We start from the raw sequence: 18760 nt of genomic DNA on the forward strand, positions 1-18760 counted from the left end.
GGCCTGAGCCGCCGGGCGGACCCCGGACCCGTTCGCGACCGGGCGCGAAGTCGCGTCGCCTCAGCGGCCGGAGCGACCGCCGGCCGCCGCGCGGCGCCTGACCGAGGCGAACAGCGCCGCGGCGCCGGCGGCCAGGGCGGCCGCCCCGCCGACCGCGAGGTACGAGGTGCTGGGATCGCCGCCCGTCTCCGCCAGGTTCTCCGAAGTCCCCGCGGCGGCAGGCCGGTTCACGGTGCCGGCGGCCGGCTCGGCGGCGTCCGCGCCGGAAGCCGCGGTGGGCTCCGCGTCGTCCGCGCCCAAGGCCGCGGTGGGCTCCGCCGACGTGGCGGCGTCGTCGTCGCCGTGGCCGTGGTGCTCCACGGTCGACTTGTCGGCACCGTCCTCGATCTGCTCCTCGGAAGGCGCGGAGGCCGACGGGGTGGGGGCGGAACCGCCGCCGCCCCCCGCGGAACCGCTGCCCTCGCCGCTTCCGGCTCCGCTGCCGCCGAAGGTGACGTCCGAGCAGGAGTAGAAGGCCTCCGGGCTGTCCGAGCGCTGCCAGACCGCGTACAGCAGCTGCCTGCCGGAGCGCTGCGGCAGCGTGCCGGAGAAGGTGTAGTAGCCGTTCGCCGCGGCCGGGTCGGTCTTCGCGGCGACCGGGTGGGCAAGGTCCAGGTCGCCCCAGCCGAGCGGCTTCGACGGGTCGTAGCCGTCCTTGGTGATGTAGACCTTGAACGTGCCCCTGTGCGGGGCGGTCACCCGGTACCTGAAGGTGTACGAGCCGCTGCCGACGCTCGTCGCCGGCCAGTCGGCGCGGGGCAGGTCGAGGCCCTTGAACTCGTCGTTGCCGGCGCTGCACAGCGTGCCGTCGGCGATCAGCTGCTGGTGCCGGCCGTCCGCGTCACCGATCCGGATGCCGTTCCAGTCGTACAGCGCCTGCGTGCCACCGGCCGCGACAGCCGCCTTGCAGGCAGCCGACCTCGGGCTCTCCGGGCCCTCCGCGTAGCACTGGGACACCCGGCTCACCGGGTCGCCCATCGTGCCGTGCGCCGCGGCCGGCGCGGTGGCGAGCGCGGTCAGCGCGAGCGGGACGACACCGGCGGAAGCGACCGCGGCGGCCGTGCGGCGAGCGGGCATGAAGACTCCTCGAAACGGTCCTGAACTGTGGGGCGCTCAGCAAACTAGCCCGGGGAATCCGCGAAATCCCCTGCTGGGGGCGGGGCATGGCGATCTTTATGGTGCGGTTAAGGGAGCGCTGAGACTGCGATCAGGTAGGTACCGTTCCGGTATGGACGAGGCTTCGACAGACGCAGGAGTGCCGGGGATCCGGCCGGCGGGTGCCGCGGACGTGGCCGCCGTCGCGGCCGTGACCGACGCGGCGTACCGGCCGTACATCGCGCGCATCGGTGTGGTGCCGCAGCCCATGGAGGCGGACCACGCGGCGCAGGTGGCGGCGGGGCGGGTGTTCGTCACGGGAGAGCCCGTCACGGGCCTCGTGGTGATCGAGGCGCACGCGGACCATCTGTTCCTCGACAGCATCGCCGTCCACCCCGACGCCCACGGGAAGGGCGTCGGGGGACGGCTGCTCGCCTTCGTCGACGCACACGCGCGTGCGCTCGGGCTGTCCGAGGTCAGGCTCTACACCAACGCGATGATGTGGGAGAACCAGAAGATCTATCCGAGGTTCGGCTACGAGGTCGTGGAGCGTCGTGTCGACGGTCCCTATGACCGCGTCCACTACCGAAAGCGGCTGCTCTGACGCTCTCCGCAGTTGTCCGGGGCGGTCGACGGTTGGCGGGGCTCAGGAGGGGCGGGCGTGCGGACGGCGTGGATCAGCCGTCGGGCCACCAGGTGCGGTGGATGTCCTTGCGGACCTCCGGGCGCTCCGTGGGGCGCTCGTCGGCCTCGTCCCGCACGCGACGGGAGTCCGACCTCTTCAGGGGCTTCTGCACGGTCACACGGCGCATGGCTGCCTCCTTGGCCTACCGGGTTCCGTGACTCCACGGAGGTAGACCCTGCTGGGGAGCGTTCCTCATCGGTCGGGATCTGTCAGTGGCGGTGGTCACGATCCGACGGTCCGTCGGACTGTCAGTGGTGGGTGTCACCCTGGCCACATGACCATTAACAGCGACGGCCAAACGTCGGGCGTCGATTGGGAAGCGGAGTCCGTCACTTTCGACGACGCGCCGGATCACGGTCTGCGTGATCCCCTGGTGCGCGATTCCTGGGCCGCCCGGCTGCGGAAGTGGCTGCCGGAGCGGGCCTCGGACGTCCTCGACCTGGGATGCGGGACGGGAAGTCTGTCACTCCTCGCCTCCGAGCAGGGGCACCGGGTCACCGGTGTCGACCTCTCTCGGTCCATGGTCTCTCAGGCCCGCGCGAAACTCGCGGGACGCGACGCGGTGTTCATGGTCGGTGACGCTGCGCTGCCGCCGGTGGGGGAGGAGCGGTTCGACGTCGTCCTCGTGCGCCACGTCCTGTGGACGCTGCCCGAACCCGGGCGGGTGCTGCGCCACTGGCGCGGGCTGCTGCGTCCCGGCGGGCGGCTGGTGCTGATCGAGGGCGTGTGGGGGACGGTCGGCCCGGTCGGGATGTCCGCCGAGCGCCTGGTCGGGCTGCTGGCACCCCTCGCAGGGGCCGTCCGCGTGGAGCGGCTGTCGGACGATGCCCGGCTGTGGGGGCGCGAGGTCGAGGACGAGCGGTACGCGGTGGTGGCGTCGGCGTGAGGGGGTGCCGGAACCGGGGGTCGCCGTGAGTGACGGGTGCCGAGTCCGGCGGGCGCTGTGCCCGGGTGACTCGGCGACCCGTCGGGCGCGGTGGGTGACGGTCGCCGAGGCCGAGCGCGCCCCGGCCGCCGCCTCGGCCTCCCGTCGAGCGGTATGCGGCTCCGAGTCCAGAGATCCCCGAGCGGTTCTCGAACGGGCGCCGAGCCGGCCCGGGGCCGTCGTCGAGCCACCGCCGGGCAGTACGGGAGCGCGGCCGGACGTGAGGCCGACAGGGCCCGGGTGCGATACCGAGGCAGTCCCCGGCTCCGGCCCGGCGTCGGCGTCACGTCCCGGCGAGCAGCGCCTCGAAGTCGCCCTCCCGGGCGAGCCGTTCGAGTTCGTCGAGGGCGTGCTCGGCCGCGGCCGCCGCCGCTGGATCCGCCGCCGCGAGACCGCTCGCCGCGAACTCGTCCTCGTCCAGGCGCAGTACGGCCGTCCCGTCGGCCGACCGCCACAGGTCCAGGTCGAGATCCTCCACGACCAGCTCACCGGCGCGGACCACGGCCGGGCGCGTGATGTCGCAGTACCAGCCCTTCAGGGCGCCCCCGGCGTCGCGCACCTCCTTCACCGCGTACCAGCGGTCCCGCCAGTAGTGCTCGGTGAAGACGTCGCCCGGTTCGAACCGTACGAAGCCGAAGTCGCGGACCCCGTCGCCGGCCCACGGAGCGCGCACCGTGACCCGGGTGCCGTCGTCGTCGACCAGTACGGCCGGGTAACGGATCTTGACCCGGCCGGACTTGACCAGGACCACCTCCACCCGGCGTCGGGGTGCCGCGGACCGCGCGTCAGCCGAGTTCGCGGACATACCTCACCTCCGTCGCGCAGATCTCGTATCCGAACCAGCGGTTGATCGCCATCATCGGTCCGTTGCCGCTGTCGTTGCCCGTGAACGCCTCCGTGAAGCCGGCGGCGCGGGCGCGGTGCAGCGAGTCGTTCTTCGCGAGCTTGGCCAGTCCGCGCCCGCGATGGGCGCGGCCGGTGCCCGTCATCACGGTGCCGTAGCGGGTGCCGCCGTCGGTGCGCGCGGCGCTGAACGCCGCCGGCCGGCCTTCGACGACGGCGACCGAGGTCAGCTCCGGGCTGAACAGGGGGTGGCGCCAGGTCTCCTCGAGCCAGCTCTCGTAGTCCGTGAACTCGTGCGCGATGTCGCCCGGTTCGTCGTTCGACGTCTCCGCGTCCAGCGTGAAGAGGGCGCGCGGGTCGTCGGCGTAGTCGGACGCCTTGCGGAGTTCGACTCCGGGCGGGGGGTCCTGGAGCGCCGGCAGGCCGCCGTCCAGCAGATCGAGGCGGAGGAAGTGCGCCGAGCGGCTCGCGCGGTAGCCGCGCTTCTCCGCGAACGTGCGGTTCGCCGGCTCGTCCAGCACCCAGGCGAACAGCCGCGTGGCGCCGAGGGCGGCCAGATGTTCCTCGGCGGCGCGCACCAGCAGCGAGCCCGCCCCGCGACCGGTGCGGTCCGGGTGCACGTACACGTTCAGATAGCCCTGGCCGGGCTGCGGGCTGTCGTACGCCAGGCCGACCTGGGCCGTGCCGACCGGCTCGCCGTCCTGTTCGGCGACGAGGGGCCGGAAGCGGGCGTCGGGATGCGTGTGGGTGGCGTCGTACGCGACGGATTCGGAGGTGGACAACATGTAGGGAAGGGCGAGGCCCCGGATCCTGGCGAAGGCCTCGGTGTCCCGCGGGTCGCCCGGGCGGACGTCGCGAACGATCACTGTCATGGAGCCGCACGCTACGCGCGGGGCGGGTTCCGGTGCCTCCCATTTTCCGCCGACGGCGGGCAGGCGGGGCGGTTGCGCGCCGGGGCGTCCTGCGCCGCGCCGCGTGCGGGACAATCACCGCGTGACCCTGAAGATCCATATCGATGCGGGGGCCGCGCCCTACGAGCAGGTGCGCGCCCAGATCTCCGAGCAGGCCAGGTCGGGAGCGCTGCCGGTCGGCTACCGGCTGCCCACGGTGCGCGGTCTCGCCGAGTCCCTCGGCCTCGCGGCCAACACGGTCGCCAAGGCGTACCGGGCCCTGGAGGCGGACGGGGTGATCGAGACCCGCGGCCGCAACGGCACGGTCGTGGCCGCCGCCGGCTCGGCCGCCGAGCGTGAGGCCGCGTCCGCCGCGCAGGCGTACGCCGAGCGCGTCCGCCGCCTCGGTCTCGCCGAGGACGCCGCCCTCGCCGCCGTCCGCGACGCCCTCCGCGCGGCCTACGGCGAGAACTGACCGAGGGGCGGCCGGTGCTGTGAACCTTTCCGGTCACAGCGCCTGTCTGACAATTCCCGTCTGCCTCGCGACGCCATGCACTCCCCCTGCCTGAACGGCGTGGGAGGTACCCCCACTCGCCGCGAAACCGGTCTCCGGGTGACGACGGGAATTGTCAGACAGGCCCTAGGAACCCGCGGCCGGGGCCGCCGGCAGGTGCCGCGGGGTGCGGGTGACCGTCAGGCCCGACGCCGTCGCGGCCCTGGCGAACACCACCGCGTCCAGGACCGCCGCGGCATGCGGGTCGTTGTTGAAGTACGTGTACACGTCGTGGCCGTCGGACCAGGTCTCCGCGATCCGCCCGGCCCACGTCATCAGGGACTGCCGTCCGTAGTGCGGCCACCGCCGGGTGCGTCCGACGTGGAAGCGGACGTAGCCCCAGTCGGTGGTCCGCCACAGCGGGGTCACCGGCCGGGCCAGCACGTCGGCCCAGCAGAGCGCGGCGCCCCGGGACTCCAGGACCTCGCGCACGGCGGGGGTCCACCACGATTCGTGGCGCGGCTCGACGGCGACCCGGGTGCCCGCGGGAAAGCGGGCGAGGCAGTCGTCGAGGAGACCGGCGTCGCCGCGCAGCGTGGGCGGCAACTGGAGCAGGACCGGGCCGAGCCGGTCGCCGAGCCCCGCGGCGTGGCTCATCAGCCGCTGCACGGGCTCCTCCGGGTCGCGCAGCCGCTTGATGTGGGTGAGGAAGCGGCTCGCCTTGACCGCGACGACGAAGTCCGGCGGAGTACGCTCCCGCCAGTTCTCGAAGGTCTCCCGCGCCGGCAGCCGGTAGAAGGCGTTGTTGACCTCGACGGTGGCGAACCGTGCCGCGTACGCCTCCAGCCAGAGCCGCGTCGGGACCCCGGCCGGGTACAGGACGTCGCGCCAGTCCTTGTACTGCCACCCCGACGTGCCCAGGAACACGGTCATACACCCATCAAAGCACCAGCCGTGGCACGCGACCTGCGGACGAGACCCGCGCGACCGCAGACGCGACCCCGGCCCTGCTACAGATACAGACCCGCGTCCGCGCCCTCCCGCTGGTCCGGCACGGACGTCGGTGACGTCCCCCGGCGCAGCGCGTACAACTCGGCCAGGGTCGCCCCCTCCCGTCCGACGCCCTCCTCCGTGCCCAGCCAGTTCACGGACTCCCGGCGGGTCAGCGGACCCACCTCGATCCGGGCGAGGCAGCGGCCGGGACGGACGACGGCGGGGTGCAGACGCTCCAGGTCCTCGTTCGTGGTCACGCCCACCAGCACGTTGCGCCCCTGGCCGAGCAGGCCGTCGGTCAGGTTGAGCAGGCGCGAGAGGGCCTGGCCCGCGGTGTGCTTCGCCTCGCCCCGGATCAGCTCGTCGCAGTCCTCCAGCAGGAGCAGCCGCCAGCGGCCCTTGCCCGTGCCGTCCTCCTCGCCGATCGCGATGTCCATCAGATAGCCGACGTCGCCGAACAGGCGCTCCGGGTCCAGGACGCAGTCGACCTGGCACCAGTCCCGCCAGGAACGGGCCAGCGTGCGCAGCGCGGACGTCTTGCCCGTGCCCGGCGGGCCGTGGAGCAGCAGCAGGCGGCCCGCGATGTCCTCCGGTGTCGTCTTCATCAGCCGGTCCATCGCGTCGGCGACCGGCGCGGTGTAGTTCGGCCGGACCTCCTCCCACGTGCCCGCGGAGATCTGGCGGGTCGTGCGGTGCGGGCCGCGCCTCGGGGACACGTACCAGAACCCCATGGTCACGTTCTCCGGCTGCGGCTCGGGTTCGTCGGCGGCGCCGTCCGTGGCCTGGCCGAGGATCTTCTGGGCCAGCTCGGGGCTGGTCGCGGTGACCGTGACGTCGGCGCCCCGGTTCCAGCGGGACACCAGCAGGGTCCAGCCGTCGCCCTCGGCGAGCGTCGCGCTGCGGTCGTCGTCACGGGCGGAGCGCAGCACCCGGGACCCGGGCGGGAGCAGGGTCGCCCCGGAACGTACGCGGTCGATGTTCGCCGCGTGCGAGTGAGGCTGCTCGCCCGTCGCGAAGCGGCCGAGGAACAGCGCGTCGACGACGTCCGACGGTGAGTCGCTGTCGTCGACGTTGAGCCGGATCGGCAGAGCGTCGTGTGGGTTCGCAGACATGCCGCCATGATCCGTCACGCGGACGCCCCGTGCACCCGCTTTCCGCGGTGCGCCCCGTGTGCCGTGGCTGCGCCCGCTTCCTCCGGTGCGCCCGCCCACCCGGCTGCGCGCCGACGAGGCCTGTCTCCCGTCGCGCCCCGCCGTTACTGTTGCCGATGATGGGACGTCACGGGTGGAACTCGGGGCCGCTGCGGTGGCGGCTCACCGCGCTGCTCGGCGTGGCGGCGGCCGCGCTGGCCCTGGTGCTGACGCTGCTCAACACCCTGCCCGGCGACGGCGGGAGCACCGCGGGGACGACCCCGGACGGGGACAAGGTGCACGGCACCCCCGCCGTCCCGCACGGCGCGGTGGGACCGGAGGTGGGCTGGGGCCTCACCCACACCCAGTTCAGCGCCGACCAGGGCAGCGGCGCGGCCACCGCACGCGTGAAGGGACTGCTGTCGAAGCGCAGGCTGCCGCAGATCCAGCACATCATGGGCTGGGGGGCCGGCAACCCCGAACCGGTCAAGGGGCGTTACGCCTTCGCGGAGATGGACCGCCGCATCGACTTCGTCCGCGCGACGGGCGGCACCCCGGTCGTCACCCTGTGCTGCTCCCCGGACTGGATGAAGGGCGGCGAGTCCGGCGCGGACAGCACCGACTGGAGTCAGGCGGCCCTGGAGAGGGCGCCCGACCGCGCGCACTACGGGGACTTCGCCGCGCTGGCCGCGACCGTCGCCAAGCGGTACCCGGACGTACGCCACTTCATCGTCTGGAACGAGTTCAAGGGCTTCTGGAACGAGTCCGAGGGCCGCTGGGACCACGAGGGCTACACCGAGCTCTACAACCTGGTCTACAAGGCGCTCAAGAAGGTCGACGAGGACATCATGGTGGGCGGCCCCTACCTGGTCATGGACAGCGTCCATCCACGCCAGCGGCAGGACGCGTCGGCGACCGTGAGAGGGCCCTGGGGCGCCATGGACCGGCGCGTCCTGGACGCCTTCACCTACTGGAACGAGAAGAAGGCGGGCGCCGACTTCGTCGTCGTCGACGGCTCCAGCTACACCAGGGACGACGACCTGCTGCCCGACGAGTTCACCGCCACCGACAAACTCACGGCGGTCGGGACGTGGGTGCGCGAGCGGACGGGCGGCCTGCCGCTGTGGTGGGCCGAGTACTACGTCGAGCCGGCCGACGGGAACGACGAGCGCACCGGCTGGTCGGAGACCCGTCGCGTCGCCGTGCAGGCGTCCGGGCTGATGGCGATGGCCCGCGGTGGCGCCTCCTCCGGTTTCTACTGGAACCCCGAGAAGGAGAAGGGGCCCGCGTGTGCGGGCTGCCTGTGGTCCCCGACGGCGGGCGACGACGGGGGCGAGGCCCTGCCGATGCTCGGGCTGATCTCCCGCTTCCACGAGGAGTTCCCGCCCGGCACCGCGTACGAGACGGTCTCCGTCGCGAAGGACGACCGGCCCGACGTCCGCGTCCTGGCCGACGACGAGGCGGTCCTCGTGGTGAACACCCGGGACCGCTCCGTCAGCGCGAAGGTCGACGGAAAGCGGTTCCACCTGGCGGCCTACGAGGTGCAGTGGCGCGACCGGTAGACCGCGTGCCCCCGGCCGGACGCCCGCCGGTGCTCCGGCGCGCTACGACATCGTCATGAACCGCTGCACCAGCGAGGCCAGCAGCACCGCGAGCAGCGGCAGCGAGAACCAGAAGCTGCCCTGCAGCAGGCGCAGTTGCCGCACCCCGGGCCGTACCGAGACCCGCACGACCTCCCGCGCGGTCAGCAGCACGATCAGCGCGATCGCCGCCAGCCCGCCGACCACCGACCAGGGAGTCCACGTCACCTGCGGCCCGATCGGCCCGGGGTCCGCCCTCGGGACCGCGCCCGCGGGCTGTTTGCGCAGCGCGTACATCGTCACGTCCGCGTTGGCGAAGACCCTCTTCAGGTCCTTGCGGCCGTCGAGGTGGCCGACCAGCCGCGACTCCCAGGCCGCCGGATAGCCGACGTCCATCCGGAGATAGACCACCTGGCTGCGGTTGACCATCAGGTACGAGTTCGGGCCGGCGTCCTTGAGTCCCTTGACCAGCCCGGAGACCAGGACCGGGTCGGCGGGTGCGAGCGTCGGCACGTACTCGACCTTCTCCATGTCGCGCGCGCCCCACGGCATCGCGGGCGTCACGTTGTCCACGGTGTCGTTGCTCAGCCACAGCAGCCGGACGGTCGGATCGTCGTGCGCGTACACGTAGTCCATCGCGGCGACCTCGCCCGGCCTGATCCGCTCGAAGGGCTCGTTGCCCCAACGGGCCACCAGGAAGCCGCCCATGAGGACGAGGCCCGCCATGAGCGCGGCCAGCGGCGCCGGGCCCACCCGGTCGCGCGCGCGGTCCCCGCCGGTGACACCGGTGCGCGGGAAGAGGGCAAGGCCGGCGAGCAGCGCCGCTCCCGGCAGGGCGAACATGAAGACACGCAGAGCCATTTCACCGCCGTACGACTGCATGCCGAAGCCCAGGAACGGAACGAACGTCAGGATCAGCAGGGAACGCTCGCTGTACCGGTGGCGGCGCCGGCGCCACCAGCCGCAGCAGGCGAGCGCCAGCACCCCGCCGGCGAGCAGCACGCGCGCGTAGAGGACGAGTTTGTGGGTCGGACTGCCGCCCTCGATACGGCCGGACACGGACGACGAGACGTTGCCGCCGACTCCGCCGATCCCGCCGAACAGCTCGTCGAAGTGGCCGGACCAGTACGGCTCGGCCATGAAGCCGACCCAGAAGACGACCAGGACGCCGAACAGCAGCGGCAGCCCGCGCAGTTCACTGCGGCCGGCCAGGACCAGGACCGCGAGTACGCCCAGCATCATGAACGGGGTGAGCTGGTGGGCCGGGACGGTCGCCGCGAACAGGGCGATCAGGACCGTCAGCAGGACGGCCCGCTGCCGGCGGTCGGCCGGTTCGACCTCCGCCTCGCCGGGCCGCAGCCGTGCCCACAGCACCCGCGGCGCCCGGAACCACACCAGCAGGACGGCCACGAAGACCAGGTGGAGGAGGTAGGTGAAGCCCTGCGGGGAGAAGTAGTCCTGGCCGACCCAGCCGCTGAGCACGAAGATCCAGATGCCGGTCCACTTGGCTCGCCAGTCCGCCCGCAGCGAGCGCACCAGCAGGAACAGGGGCGGCAGGTAAAGGAGTTGCATGGTCAGCGGCCACCAGCGGATGACCTCGGTGAGATCACCGACCCCGCAGGCCCGGGCGAGGAACGCGGCCAGCGCGAAGAAGCCCGGCCAGCTCCAGCGCGCGTCCAGGTCGGGCACGGCCGACCCGGTCCGGTCGATGTGGTCCAGGAACCCGAGGTGCTGCCAGGCGGTGGCGAACCGCGGCTCGGTCTCGAGGACGGCGGGCAGGGCGTGCAGCGACACCACGGTGGCGAGCAGGGTGACGAGCAGCAGCCCCCGGTGCTCGCGCGCGGGCCACAGGAGCGAGGCGAACACGACGGCCAGCAGGGCGGCCCCGGCCAGCGTCGGCAGCGGCAGCACGGAGATCAGCCCGAGCCCGCCCATCCGGTCGAGGTCGGCCTCGCCGAGACGCAGCGCGGGCAGCCAGTAGAGCAGCAGCGCTGCCGTCAGCAGACAGCCGGGCAGCAAGCCGGGCCGGGCGGGGTGGGTGAGCCGCTCCCGCAGCGACCGCGACGGTCCGGCCGGGTTGCCCCCCTGAACCACACCGGCGACACCGGCGACACCGGCGACACCGGCGACACCGGCCACACCGGTCCCGGACACCGGTGCCTCCACGACCTCGCCGCCGCCGGACACTTCGGCTTGCCGTCCGCGGGGCACCCCGGCCGCCCGTCCGCCGGGCACCTCGGCCTGCCCGGCGGCAGACGTCCCGGCTTCGGCTTCCCGTCGGGCCGGCACCCCGGTCTCCCCGCCGCCGGCCGCCCCGGCCCCGAGTCCGCCCCGCGCCCCGGCCCCCAGTCCGCCCGGCAGCCCGGCCCCCCGTGGGCCCGGCCCCCCGGTCCGCACTCCGCCGGGCACCCCGGCACCCCGTCGGCCCGGCCCCTCAGCCGCCCGTATGGGCCACACCCCGCCCCTCGGGGCGTCGTCCGCCCGGGCACCCGACGGCGCGTCGTCCGCCCGGACCGGCTCGGCCCGCGCCGGTGAGGCCTCTGCGCCGGGCTCGCGCGCCTCCGGCGGCAGGCCCACCCGCTCCCGCGGTGCCCCCGGGGTCGCGCGGGCCCACGACGGCCGGCGGTCCGCCCGCACCGCCGGCGTCCCGGTGGGCGGGGTCCCCGGACCCGGCCGTACGTCCGGCCTGCGTTCCAGGTGCTCGAAGTCGACGTGCAGTCCGAGCCCGAGGGTGTCCGAGTCGAGGGCCCAGGCCGGCCCGCGCCTGTGCCCACCGGTCCGGGACACCGCGATCTCGCGCGTCCCCAGGTCCGCGAGGTCCCCGTCCGGCGCGGTGTCCTCGGGCGGCGCCGGGGCCGGCGCGGTCCGCACGATCCGGTACAGCTTCGGCGCCGCGATCGCCACGATCACCACGAGGCTGACGATCTCCGCCACGCCCGCGCCGGTCAGGCCCGTGCGGGGCAGCAGGGCCACGGTCAGCCCCAGCACCAGTACGCACAACAGGCCCTGCAGATAAGCGAGTCCGGAGGTGCGGCTCTGCGCGCGCAGGACCGCGAAGTACGTCTCCATGACGACCCGCAGCGCCGCGCCGACCGCGAAGCAGCGCAGCAACGGCGTCGCCGCGTCCGCGTAGCCCGCGCCGAACACCCGCAGGATGTACGGCGCCCCGAGGAACAGCAGCCCGCACACCGGGAGCATGATCCGTGCCATCCGGCGCAGCGCGGCCCGGGTGTTGGCGGAGAGCCGCGCCGGGTCGTGCGAGCCCTCGACGGTCAGTGAGGCGCCCATGTTGATGGCGAGCAGGTTGACCGTGCCGCCGATCGTCGTGGTGATGTAGAAGTACGCGTTGTCGGTGGAGCTGACCTGCGAGGCGACCAGCACCGGGACCAGGTAGACCACGGCGAGCGAGAAGAGGGAGCCGGTGTAGTCGCCCGCGAGGAAGCGGCCGACCTCCCTGAGCGTGGGCGGCCGCGCGCGGTCCCCGGTCGCCTTCGCGTGCCGGGGTGCCAGACGCCGGAACACCAGCCAGCCGAGCGGCACCACGGACATCGCGATCGCGGCGACCCAGGAGACGAAGACACCGGTCGCCGGGATCACCGCGGCCAGGACGACGAGCAGCAGCAGCTTCACCGCGGAGAACACGGTGTTGCCCACCGGCACCCACAGCGCGCTGCGCAGCCCGGTCAGCACCCCGTCCTGCAGCGTCAGGAGCGACCAGGCGATCACCGCGAGGACGAACCCGAGCCCGTGCAGCGGCCCGCCCAGGAAACGGTACGAGGGTCCCCAGACGTCCAGCGTGAGGAGGAAGAGGACGGCCGCGAGACCCACGACGGCCGAACTGCCCGCGTACGTGCGGAGGATGAGACGGCCGGTGGCCCGGCCCGCGACGGGGATGAAGCGGGCGAGGGCGCCGGTCAGCGTCACCGCGGTGAGGCCCGCGAGCAGCTTCATCGCCGCGATCGCGGCGGAGCCCTGGCCGACGGCCGCCTCGGAGTAGTAGCGGGCCGCCACCAGCCAGTACCCGAGGCCCAGCACCGCGGAGATACCGGTGTTCAGCATCAGGGCGTAGGCGTTGCGGAACAGCTGGCTGCCGCCCGCGGCGCCGCCCCGGCGGCGCAGGGGCAGCCGCAGCCGGCGTCCCGGCTGCCGCCCGGGAACCTCGGGCGCGGGCGTGTCGGCCTGGGTGGTGGTCGTGTCAGACACGGGAACGGATGGCCTTCCGGCGGACCTGTCGTGCTCTGCGGACCACGGCGTACCCCTTGGTGAGCGCGCGGTCCCTGGCGAAGTTGCGGGCGATCGCGCGGCCTTCGACCAGCCGCTCGAACTCCTCGATTCCGGTCGTACGGCGCACGGTGACCCGCTGCAGCGCGTACGGCCCCTGCCGGCGGCGCGCGAGGGCGTTGCCGACGGCGAGCGACTGGCTGAAGCCCGCCTCGCGCACCCCACGGCGCACCCGGCGGCTGGAGTAACCGTACGGGTACGCGAACGAGCGGGGCGGAGCGCCCAGTTCACCGGCGATGATCTCGTGGCAGCGCAGCAGCTCGGACCGGAGCGCGTCGTCCGGCAGGTCGTCGAGCCGCGGGTGCGTGTGGCTGTGCCCGCCGATCTCGGTCTGCTCGGCGGCGAGTGCGCGCACCTGGTCCCAGTCGAGCATGGTGTCGAGGGCGCCCCCGGTGTCGTGCGCGCCGCGCAGCCAGCCCGTCGAGACGAACAGGGTGCACGCGAAGCCGTGCCGGGCGAGCACGGGCAGCGCGTGCCGGTGCACGCCCTCGTAGCCGTCGTCGAAGGTGACGAGGACGGGCCGCGGCGGCAGCGGGGGACAGCCCGTCGCCCGCCAGGACGCGGCCAGCTGAGCCGTGGTGACGGGCTCGAAGCCGCGGTCCCGGAGCAGCGCCATCTGCTCCGCGAACGCCCCGGGGGCCACGGACAGCTCCCGTGTCGCCTCGTTGGGGGCCGTCGCCACGGAGTGGTACATGAGGATGGGAACGGCCGACGTCATCCGGCACCGCCCCCGGCGGGCGCCGCACCGGGCACGCCGGGCACGCCGGGCGCGCCGGCGCCGTACGGCCGCCGCATCCCGTGTCCCGGACCGCTCCCCGGGCCCGCTGCGCTCATGTCGCCGCCCCCTCGTCGTCCGGGACCCCCTCGATCCCGGCCACGGAGAACACGGCACCGCCCCTGCGGGCCCGCAGGCTGCCCAGTACGTACCCCCCGGCCGCCGTCACCACTCCGGCCACGATGGCACCCGCGCGTCCCGCCCCGCCGGGCCGGGCGAGCACGGCGTCACGCAGCCCGCGGGCGACCCCCGCGGGCAGCACACGGGTCGTGTAGCGGCGCTCCGACTCGAGGCCCTTGCCGGCGCCGACGCTGCGCGCGACCAGCGCCTTGGACAGGCCCTCGGCGTAGGTGCGCGCGCGGAAATAGGCGAAGTGCTCGCGCGGCGCGGGCACCCGGTGATGGATGACCGCCCGGTCGTCGATCAGCAGGACGGCGTCCGGCCTGGCGCGGGTGAGCCGGATGCACAGCTCCGTCTCCTCGCAGCCCAGCGGGCGCCGGTCGCCGTCGCGGCCGATGCCGGTCGCGAAACCGCCCGCCACGTCGAACGCCGTGCGGCGGAAGGACGCGTTGCCGCCGAGGACGTTGCGCACCCGCACCCGGCCGGGCGGCAGGCCGCGGTACGTGCAGCCCACCACCCAGTCGAACTCCTCGGGGAACCAGCCGGGCCGACGGCCCGACGCCCAGATGGGCACCGTCCGCCCGCCGACGGCCATGACCCGCGGATCCGCGTACCCCTCGGCGAAGTGCCGCAGCCAGTCCCGCTCGGCCACGGCGTCGTCGTCGAGGAACGCGATGACCTCGCCGCGCGCGGCGGCGATGCCGGTGTTGCGGCCCGCGGACAGGCCGCGGGGGCCCGCGTTGGCGAGCACCCGCACCCCGTCGGTCTCCTTGTACTCCCCGCTCAGGCGCTCCAGTAGCGGGGTGTTGTGGTCCACCACGAGGAGTGTCTCCAGGGCCGGCAGGGACTGCGCCCGCACCGAGGCGACCGCCGCGAGGATGTCCTCCCAGCGGTCCTCGGTGTAGACGCACACCACCACCGAGACGGCCGGCTCGCTCAAGACACCTCTCCCCGGCCCAGGGTGAGTGCCTGCGCGTGCGATCTGCGCAGCGCGCGCCGGTTGGAGCGCTCCCTGAGGATCACCTTGAGCACCCGGATCCCGTCCCGCACGGCGCGCAGGTTGCTCGTGCCGTGGATCCGCAGATACTCGTGGCTCGGTATCTCCTGGACCTTGAGGCCGGCCTTGACCACCCGGATGTTCATCAGGGTCTCGACCTCGAAGCCGGTGCAGTCGAGGTCGATCTTGTCGAGGCAGTGCCGCCAGAACGCGTTGTATCCGTAGCACAGGTCGGTGTACCGGGCGCCGAACTTCTTGTTGACGACCGTGCACAGCGCCCAGTTGCCGAGCTTGCGGACCGGCGTCATGTCGTCTGTGCCGCCGCCGTTGGCGAACCGTGAGCCCTTGGCGAAATCGGCCCCGGACACCAGCGCGGACACGTACGACACGATCTCGTGTCCGTCGGCGGAGCCGTCCGCGTCGACCATCACGATGATGTCGCCGGTGCACGCCTCGAACCCGGTGATCAGGGCATCGCCCTTGCCTCTGCCGCGCTGCTCGACGACCTTCACGCCGGGCCACAGGTCGCGTGCTACCTCCACGGTGTCGTCGGTGGAATTGCCGTCGACGAGAACCACTTCGTGTATCCAGTGCGGAAGCGTCTTGAAGACGTAGGGAAGATTCTCCGCCTCGTTCATCGCGGGAATCACCACACTCACCGGCGGTGCGATCGCCAGGTGGGAGGAGATCGGACGGTACGTGCCGGCTGTTGACTGTTCTTGGCCCGAAAAGGCTGGGCGCAGGACTGAACTCATGAATCTGGTCCCTCTCGTCCGGTGGACCGCCCGCCCCCGGGCGGTCCGCTCTGTGTCCGGTTCGAAAGGGGGGTTCTCACCGACGGCATGCGGGAGCGAACCTCCGCGCATGCCGGGTGAGCTGGCAGAACTGGCCGGCTCCGACGTCGGGGAAAGCGACATCGAAGACGGTCTCGCGGCACGTCTCGGCACAGGTGTGGTCACCGAGCACGGCACCCCCCTACCGCGCCCCGCGCCGGGACCATCGCGGACCTGAGCCCTCCCCTGAGCCGCTTGATGATGGACCGGTGCGGGTGAGATGTACGACGGTATTGACGATTGCATCCGTATGGCAAGGCCTGGGACGAGGCCTCACGTTTTTTGTGGTTTTGGGCGTAAATCAATTCCTCGAACGAATCCTTCCCATCCGTTTGAGGGCCCGGTCGGCCGGCGCGAAGAACTCCGGCCGGGACAGCACCGCGTTGCGCAGTGCCCGGACAGGGGCGCGCCGCGCCCGGTGTCCGAGTGCGATCGGATGACGTCGGGTCACCCACCCTTCGGACACCAGGAGTTCGCGTGTCTTCAGGGAGTCCTTGTATTCCTTCTGGCCCCGGCCGAGATCCAGATAGGCGATGCCGTCCGCGGCGGCCGCCTCGGCCATGTGCAGATGCAGCGCCAGCCCCGGCGAGTACTTGGCGAAGGCCGGATCGTATGCCGGGAACCAGCACGCCAGCACCCGCTCGCTGCGCAGCCCGAAGTGCGCGGCGACCGGGCTGCCGCCCGCGTAGAGCACCGACAGGATCCCCGCGAACGGCTCGGAGCGGGTGTGGAAGAGCTGCTGCACCAGCCGGGTGATCCAGGGGTGCGCGAAGCGGTCGCTGCGTCCGGTCCTGCGGTACTGGGCGGACTTCCAGCCCATGAGCGTGCGCAGCGCCGCGGGGTCGCACTCGTCGTGCACGTAGCGCACCTCGCCGGTGTCCCGGCCGAGTCTGCGCTCCTTGGCGAGCGTGGTCCTGGTGAACTTCGGCGAGCGTTCCCGCAGCTTCCGCAGATAGGTCTCGTACCCCTGGTCGATGTCCATGACCGGGGAGGGGAAGGTGCCGGAGGCCTCCGCCTCGAACGGCGCCTGACCCTCCGCCAGGTGGTCGAACTCCCATACGGCGAGTCCGCAGGCGCGCAGCAGCTCGTGGGCGTCCCAGGTGAACCCGGGGCGGTGCACCAGGCCCTGGCAGTCGGAGACGCCGAGGCCCACGGCCCGGCCGACACCGGTGGCCGTGCGCTGGAACGGGAAGAACGCGACGGGTTCGCCGCCCTCGTGGACCACGCCGATGCGCACGCCGCGCCGGCAGCGGCCCATCGCGAGCGTGAACTCGGGGGAGAGGAAGGGGTTCGCCAGTCCGGGTGAGCCGCCGAGGTGGGCCTTCGACTGGAGGGCCGCCCAGGCCGCCCGGTCGGCGGCACTCAGCTCGCCGGGGCGGTACACGCCGATGTCCACGTCAGGACGTCCCGTCCCGGCTCGCCCGGCCACGCGGCCGCCGTGCCGCCACCAGCAGCAGGGTGAGGCAGCTGATCGCGGCCACGGCCGCGACCCCGCCGGGCGCCGACCACCGGTGCACCGCCAGCATCCCCTGGGCCACCAGCATGTTGACCGCGACGGCGCCCGCGACCGACGTCAGGACGCGGCCGAAGGCGGGCAGTCCGCGCAGCGCGGCGGCGATGGCCACCGACGGGGCCGCGAGCAGGAAGAACAGGGTGAACGGCGCCCGCAGGGGCGAGTCGATGTCCGCCAGAGCGAGGACCGCGCCGACGCCTCCGACCGCTGTCGCGGCACCTGCGAGCAGCGCCGGCAGGTCCCTTCCGGGACGCGCTTCCGACCGGGCGGCACCGTCTGCCGACCGTGCCTTGATACGTATGGTCTGCATGGGCGACTTTGCCCCCCGAAGCGCCGGATGCCGGGCTTCAGAGTCGCGCAGGCCCTGGGGGCCCGTCAAGATGCCCCAGGCGCCCGCCCGGCGGTTCCCGGCCGCCCTTGAACAGGTGTTCGTGTGGCCTAACGGTCGTTTCCGGTAAGCGAGTTGAGGGCTTGCGTCGGTCACGTCATGGGCATGCAGGCAAGGGCGGGGTGAACGCGCCGGAGGATCCGGCGCGGGTGGAACAGAATTGGCATGGACACTTCCAGTCAACACGCGTAGCTGCTACCACAGTTATTGCAGAGATCCTGCTAAAGGGAGGTTCCATGAGACGTTCCCGCTTCACGGCATACGCGACCTCGCTCCTCCTCGCCGTCGGTCTGGCCCTCACCGGGGCAGCGACGGCACAGGCGTCCCAGACCGCCGCGGCCACCGGCTATGTGGCCCTCGGCGACTCCTACTCCTCCGGCGTCGGCGCGGGCAGCTACCTCAGCTCCAGCGGCGACTGCAAGCGCAGCACGAAGGCCTATCCCTACCTCTGGGCGGCCGCCCATTCACCCTCGTCGTTCGACTTCGCGGCCTGCTCGGGCGCTCGTACGGGTGATGTTCTGGCCAACCAGATGAGCCCCCTGAACACCGGCACGGGACTCGTCTCGATCAGTGTCGGCGGCAACGACGCGGGCTTCGCCGACGTCATGACGACCTGTGTGCTCCAGTCCGAGAGCTCCTGCCTGTCCCGGATCGCCACGGCCCGGGCCTACGTCGACTCCACACTCCCCGGCAAGCTCGACAGCGTCTACTCGGCGATCAGCGCCAAGGCCCCGTCGGCCCACGTGGTCGTCATCGGCTACCCCCGCTTCTACCAGCTCAGCGGCAACTGCGTCGCCGGCCTCTCCGAGACGGAGCGGTCCGCGATCAACAGTGCCGCCGACTACCTGGACAGCGCGATCGCCCGCCGTGCCGCCGCCCACGGCTTCACATTCGGCGATGTCAGGACCACGTTTACCGGCCACGAGATCTGCTCCGGCAGCGCCTGGCTGCACAGCGTCAACTGGCTGAACATCGGCGAGTCGTACCACCCCACCGCCGCCGGACAGTCCGGCGGCTACCTCCCGGTCTTCACCGCCGGGGCCTGAGCCCCGGCGTCCCGGCCCGGGGGGGGGGGGGGGGGGGGGGGGGGGGGTTTTTTTTTTTTCCCGTTTCCTTCCCTCTCGTCGCCGGGGGGTCTCTCGCTGTCCGTGGCGGGTTGCGAGAGGCCCACCCGACACCC

The 18760-nt window shown here is 72.9% G+C and carries 17 protein-coding genes; 5 read left to right on the top strand and 12 right to left on the bottom strand.

Translation table 11 applies throughout. From position 1 onward, the window contains the following. Positions 1-60: 60 nt before the first annotated feature. The gene (locus AC069T_RS33895; RefSeq protein WP_478786392.1) at positions 61-1116 is read right to left on the bottom strand and encodes a lytic polysaccharide monooxygenase auxiliary activity family 9 protein; all 1056 of its coding nucleotides are present in this window, start codon (positions 1114-1116) and stop codon (positions 61-63) included. Positions 1117-1267: 151 nt separating this feature from the next. On the opposite strand from AC069T_RS33895, the gene AC069T_RS33900 reads away from it, so the two are divergent. Further along, positions 1268-1738, top strand: coding sequence for a GNAT family N-acetyltransferase (locus AC069T_RS33900; protein ID WP_478786393.1), 471 nt, complete (start codon positions 1268-1270; stop codon positions 1736-1738). A 73-nt stretch (positions 1739-1811) separates the two neighbouring features. On the opposite strand, the gene AC069T_RS33905 is transcribed toward AC069T_RS33900, so the two are convergent. Then, positions 1812-1946 carry a hypothetical protein gene (locus AC069T_RS33905; protein ID WP_358855575.1) on the bottom strand — a complete coding sequence of 45 codons (135 nt, stop codon included), beginning with the start codon at positions 1944-1946 and terminating at the stop codon, positions 1812-1814. A 147-nt stretch (positions 1947-2093) separates the two neighbouring features. Here AC069T_RS33905 and AC069T_RS33910 point away from each other — a divergent pair, with 147 nt between their 5' ends. Beyond that, complete coding sequence (locus tag AC069T_RS33910) at positions 2094-2705, top strand: class I SAM-dependent methyltransferase (protein ID WP_478786394.1); 612 nt, start codon at positions 2094-2096, stop codon at positions 2703-2705. 322 nt (positions 2706-3027) lie between these two features. On the opposite strand, the gene AC069T_RS33915 is transcribed toward AC069T_RS33910, so the two are convergent. After that, positions 3028-3549, bottom strand: coding sequence for a ribonuclease FAU-1 family protein (locus AC069T_RS33915; RefSeq protein WP_478786395.1), 522 nt, complete (start codon positions 3547-3549; stop codon positions 3028-3030). Beyond that, on the bottom strand, positions 3530-4459 hold the full coding sequence (locus AC069T_RS33920; RefSeq protein ID WP_478786396.1) for a GNAT family N-acetyltransferase: 930 nt from the start codon (positions 4457-4459) through the stop codon (positions 3530-3532). The genes AC069T_RS33915 and AC069T_RS33920 overlap by 20 nt, the downstream gene beginning before the upstream one ends. 121 nt (positions 4460-4580) lie before the next feature. Between AC069T_RS33920 and AC069T_RS33925 the strand changes: the two genes are divergently transcribed. Then, positions 4581-4952, top strand: a complete 372-nt coding sequence (locus AC069T_RS33925) for a GntR family transcriptional regulator (protein WP_358855578.1) — start codon at positions 4581-4583, stop codon at positions 4950-4952. Positions 4953-5117: 165 nt separating this feature from the next. Here the strand turns inward: AC069T_RS33925 and AC069T_RS33930 are convergent, their stop codons facing one another. Further along, complete coding sequence (locus tag AC069T_RS33930) at positions 5118-5903, bottom strand: DUF72 domain-containing protein (protein WP_478786397.1); 786 nt, start codon at positions 5901-5903, stop codon at positions 5118-5120. 77 nt (positions 5904-5980) lie between these two features. After that, positions 5981-7075: a DUF5925 domain-containing protein gene (locus tag AC069T_RS33935; RefSeq protein ID WP_478786398.1), complete on the bottom strand. Its 1095-nt coding sequence runs from the start codon at positions 7073-7075 to the stop codon at positions 5981-5983. Between the two features lie 158 nt (positions 7076-7233). Between AC069T_RS33935 and AC069T_RS33940 the strand changes: the two genes are divergently transcribed. Beyond that, entirely contained in the window at positions 7234-8655 is a 1422-nt protein-coding gene (locus tag AC069T_RS33940) for a GH39 family glycosyl hydrolase (protein WP_478786408.1), read from the top strand. 42 nt (positions 8656-8697) lie between these two features. Here AC069T_RS33940 and AC069T_RS33945 read toward each other — a convergent pair whose 3' ends face one another. The 6 genes from AC069T_RS33945 to AC069T_RS33970 form a co-directional block, all read right to left on the bottom strand. Further along, positions 8698-12876, bottom strand: coding sequence for a lipopolysaccharide biosynthesis protein (locus AC069T_RS33945; RefSeq protein ID WP_478786399.1), 4179 nt, complete (start codon positions 12874-12876; stop codon positions 8698-8700). Next, positions 12869-13672, bottom strand: a complete 804-nt coding sequence (locus tag AC069T_RS33950) for a polysaccharide deacetylase family protein (RefSeq protein ID WP_478786400.1) — start codon at positions 13670-13672, stop codon at positions 12869-12871. Before AC069T_RS33950 ends, AC069T_RS33945 begins: the two co-directional genes overlap by 8 nt. Before the next feature lie 112 nt (positions 13673-13784). Next, positions 13785-14789, bottom strand: coding sequence for a glycosyltransferase family 2 protein (locus AC069T_RS33955; protein WP_478786401.1), 1005 nt, complete (start codon positions 14787-14789; stop codon positions 13785-13787). Then, on the bottom strand, positions 14786-15601 hold the full coding sequence (locus tag AC069T_RS33960; protein WP_478786402.1) for a glycosyltransferase family 2 protein: 816 nt from the start codon (positions 15599-15601) through the stop codon (positions 14786-14788). Before AC069T_RS33960 ends, AC069T_RS33955 begins: the two co-directional genes overlap by 4 nt. Positions 15602-15980: 379 nt before the next feature. Continuing rightward, a complete protein-coding gene (locus tag AC069T_RS33965; protein WP_478786403.1) occupies positions 15981-17075 on the bottom strand; it encodes a GNAT family N-acetyltransferase in 1095 nt (364 codons plus the stop codon). Position 17076: 1 nt separating this feature from the next. Then, positions 17077-17502 carry a hypothetical protein gene (locus tag AC069T_RS33970; protein ID WP_478786404.1) on the bottom strand — a complete coding sequence of 142 codons (426 nt, stop codon included), beginning with the start codon at positions 17500-17502 and terminating at the stop codon, positions 17077-17079. 314 nt (positions 17503-17816) lie between these two features. Between AC069T_RS33970 and AC069T_RS33975 the strand changes: the two genes are divergently transcribed. Next, the gene (locus AC069T_RS33975) at positions 17817-18626 is read left to right on the top strand and encodes an SGNH/GDSL hydrolase family protein (protein ID WP_478786405.1); all 810 of its coding nucleotides are present in this window, start codon (positions 17817-17819) and stop codon (positions 18624-18626) included. Positions 18627-18760: the final 134 nt, after the last annotated feature.

The organism is Streptomyces sp. NPDC043867 (genome assembly GCF_056435845.1).

Bases quoted from the DNA above. Each gene is read 5' to 3' on its own strand.
- AC069T_RS33900 (WP_478786393.1), top strand. From the start codon at position 1,268: ATGGACGAGGCTTCGACAGACGCAGGAGTGCCGGGGATCCGGCCGGCG.
- AC069T_RS33910 (WP_478786394.1), top strand. From the start codon at position 2,094: ATGACCATTAACAGCGACGGCCAAACGTCGGGCGTCGATTGGGAAGCG.
- AC069T_RS33915 (WP_478786395.1), bottom strand. From the start codon at position 3,549: ATGTCCGCGAACTCGGCTGACGCGCGGTCCGCGGCACCCCGACGCCGG.
- AC069T_RS33975 (WP_478786405.1), top strand. From the start codon at position 17,817: ATGAGACGTTCCCGCTTCACGGCATACGCGACCTCGCTCCTCCTCGCC.
- AC069T_RS33920 (WP_478786396.1), bottom strand. From the start codon at position 4,459: ATGACAGTGATCGTTCGCGACGTCCGCCCGGGCGACCCGCGGGACACC.
- AC069T_RS33960 (WP_478786402.1), bottom strand. From the start codon at position 15,601: ATGAGTTCAGTCCTGCGCCCAGCCTTTTCGGGCCAAGAACAGTCAACA.
- AC069T_RS33970 (WP_478786404.1), bottom strand. From the start codon at position 17,502: ATGCAGACCATACGTATCAAGGCACGGTCGGCAGACGGTGCCGCCCGG.
- AC069T_RS33905 (WP_358855575.1), bottom strand. From the start codon at position 1,946: ATGCGCCGTGTGACCGTGCAGAAGCCCCTGAAGAGGTCGGACTCCCGT.
- AC069T_RS33940 (WP_478786408.1), top strand. From the start codon at position 7,234: ATGGGACGTCACGGGTGGAACTCGGGGCCGCTGCGGTGGCGGCTCACC.
- AC069T_RS33895 (WP_478786392.1), bottom strand. From the start codon at position 1,116: ATGCCCGCTCGCCGCACGGCCGCCGCGGTCGCTTCCGCCGGTGTCGTC.
- AC069T_RS33935 (WP_478786398.1), bottom strand. From the start codon at position 7,075: ATGTCTGCGAACCCACACGACGCTCTGCCGATCCGGCTCAACGTCGAC.
- AC069T_RS33950 (WP_478786400.1), bottom strand. From the start codon at position 13,672: ATGACGTCGGCCGTTCCCATCCTCATGTACCACTCCGTGGCGACGGCC.
- AC069T_RS33930 (WP_478786397.1), bottom strand. From the start codon at position 5,903: ATGACCGTGTTCCTGGGCACGTCGGGGTGGCAGTACAAGGACTGGCGC.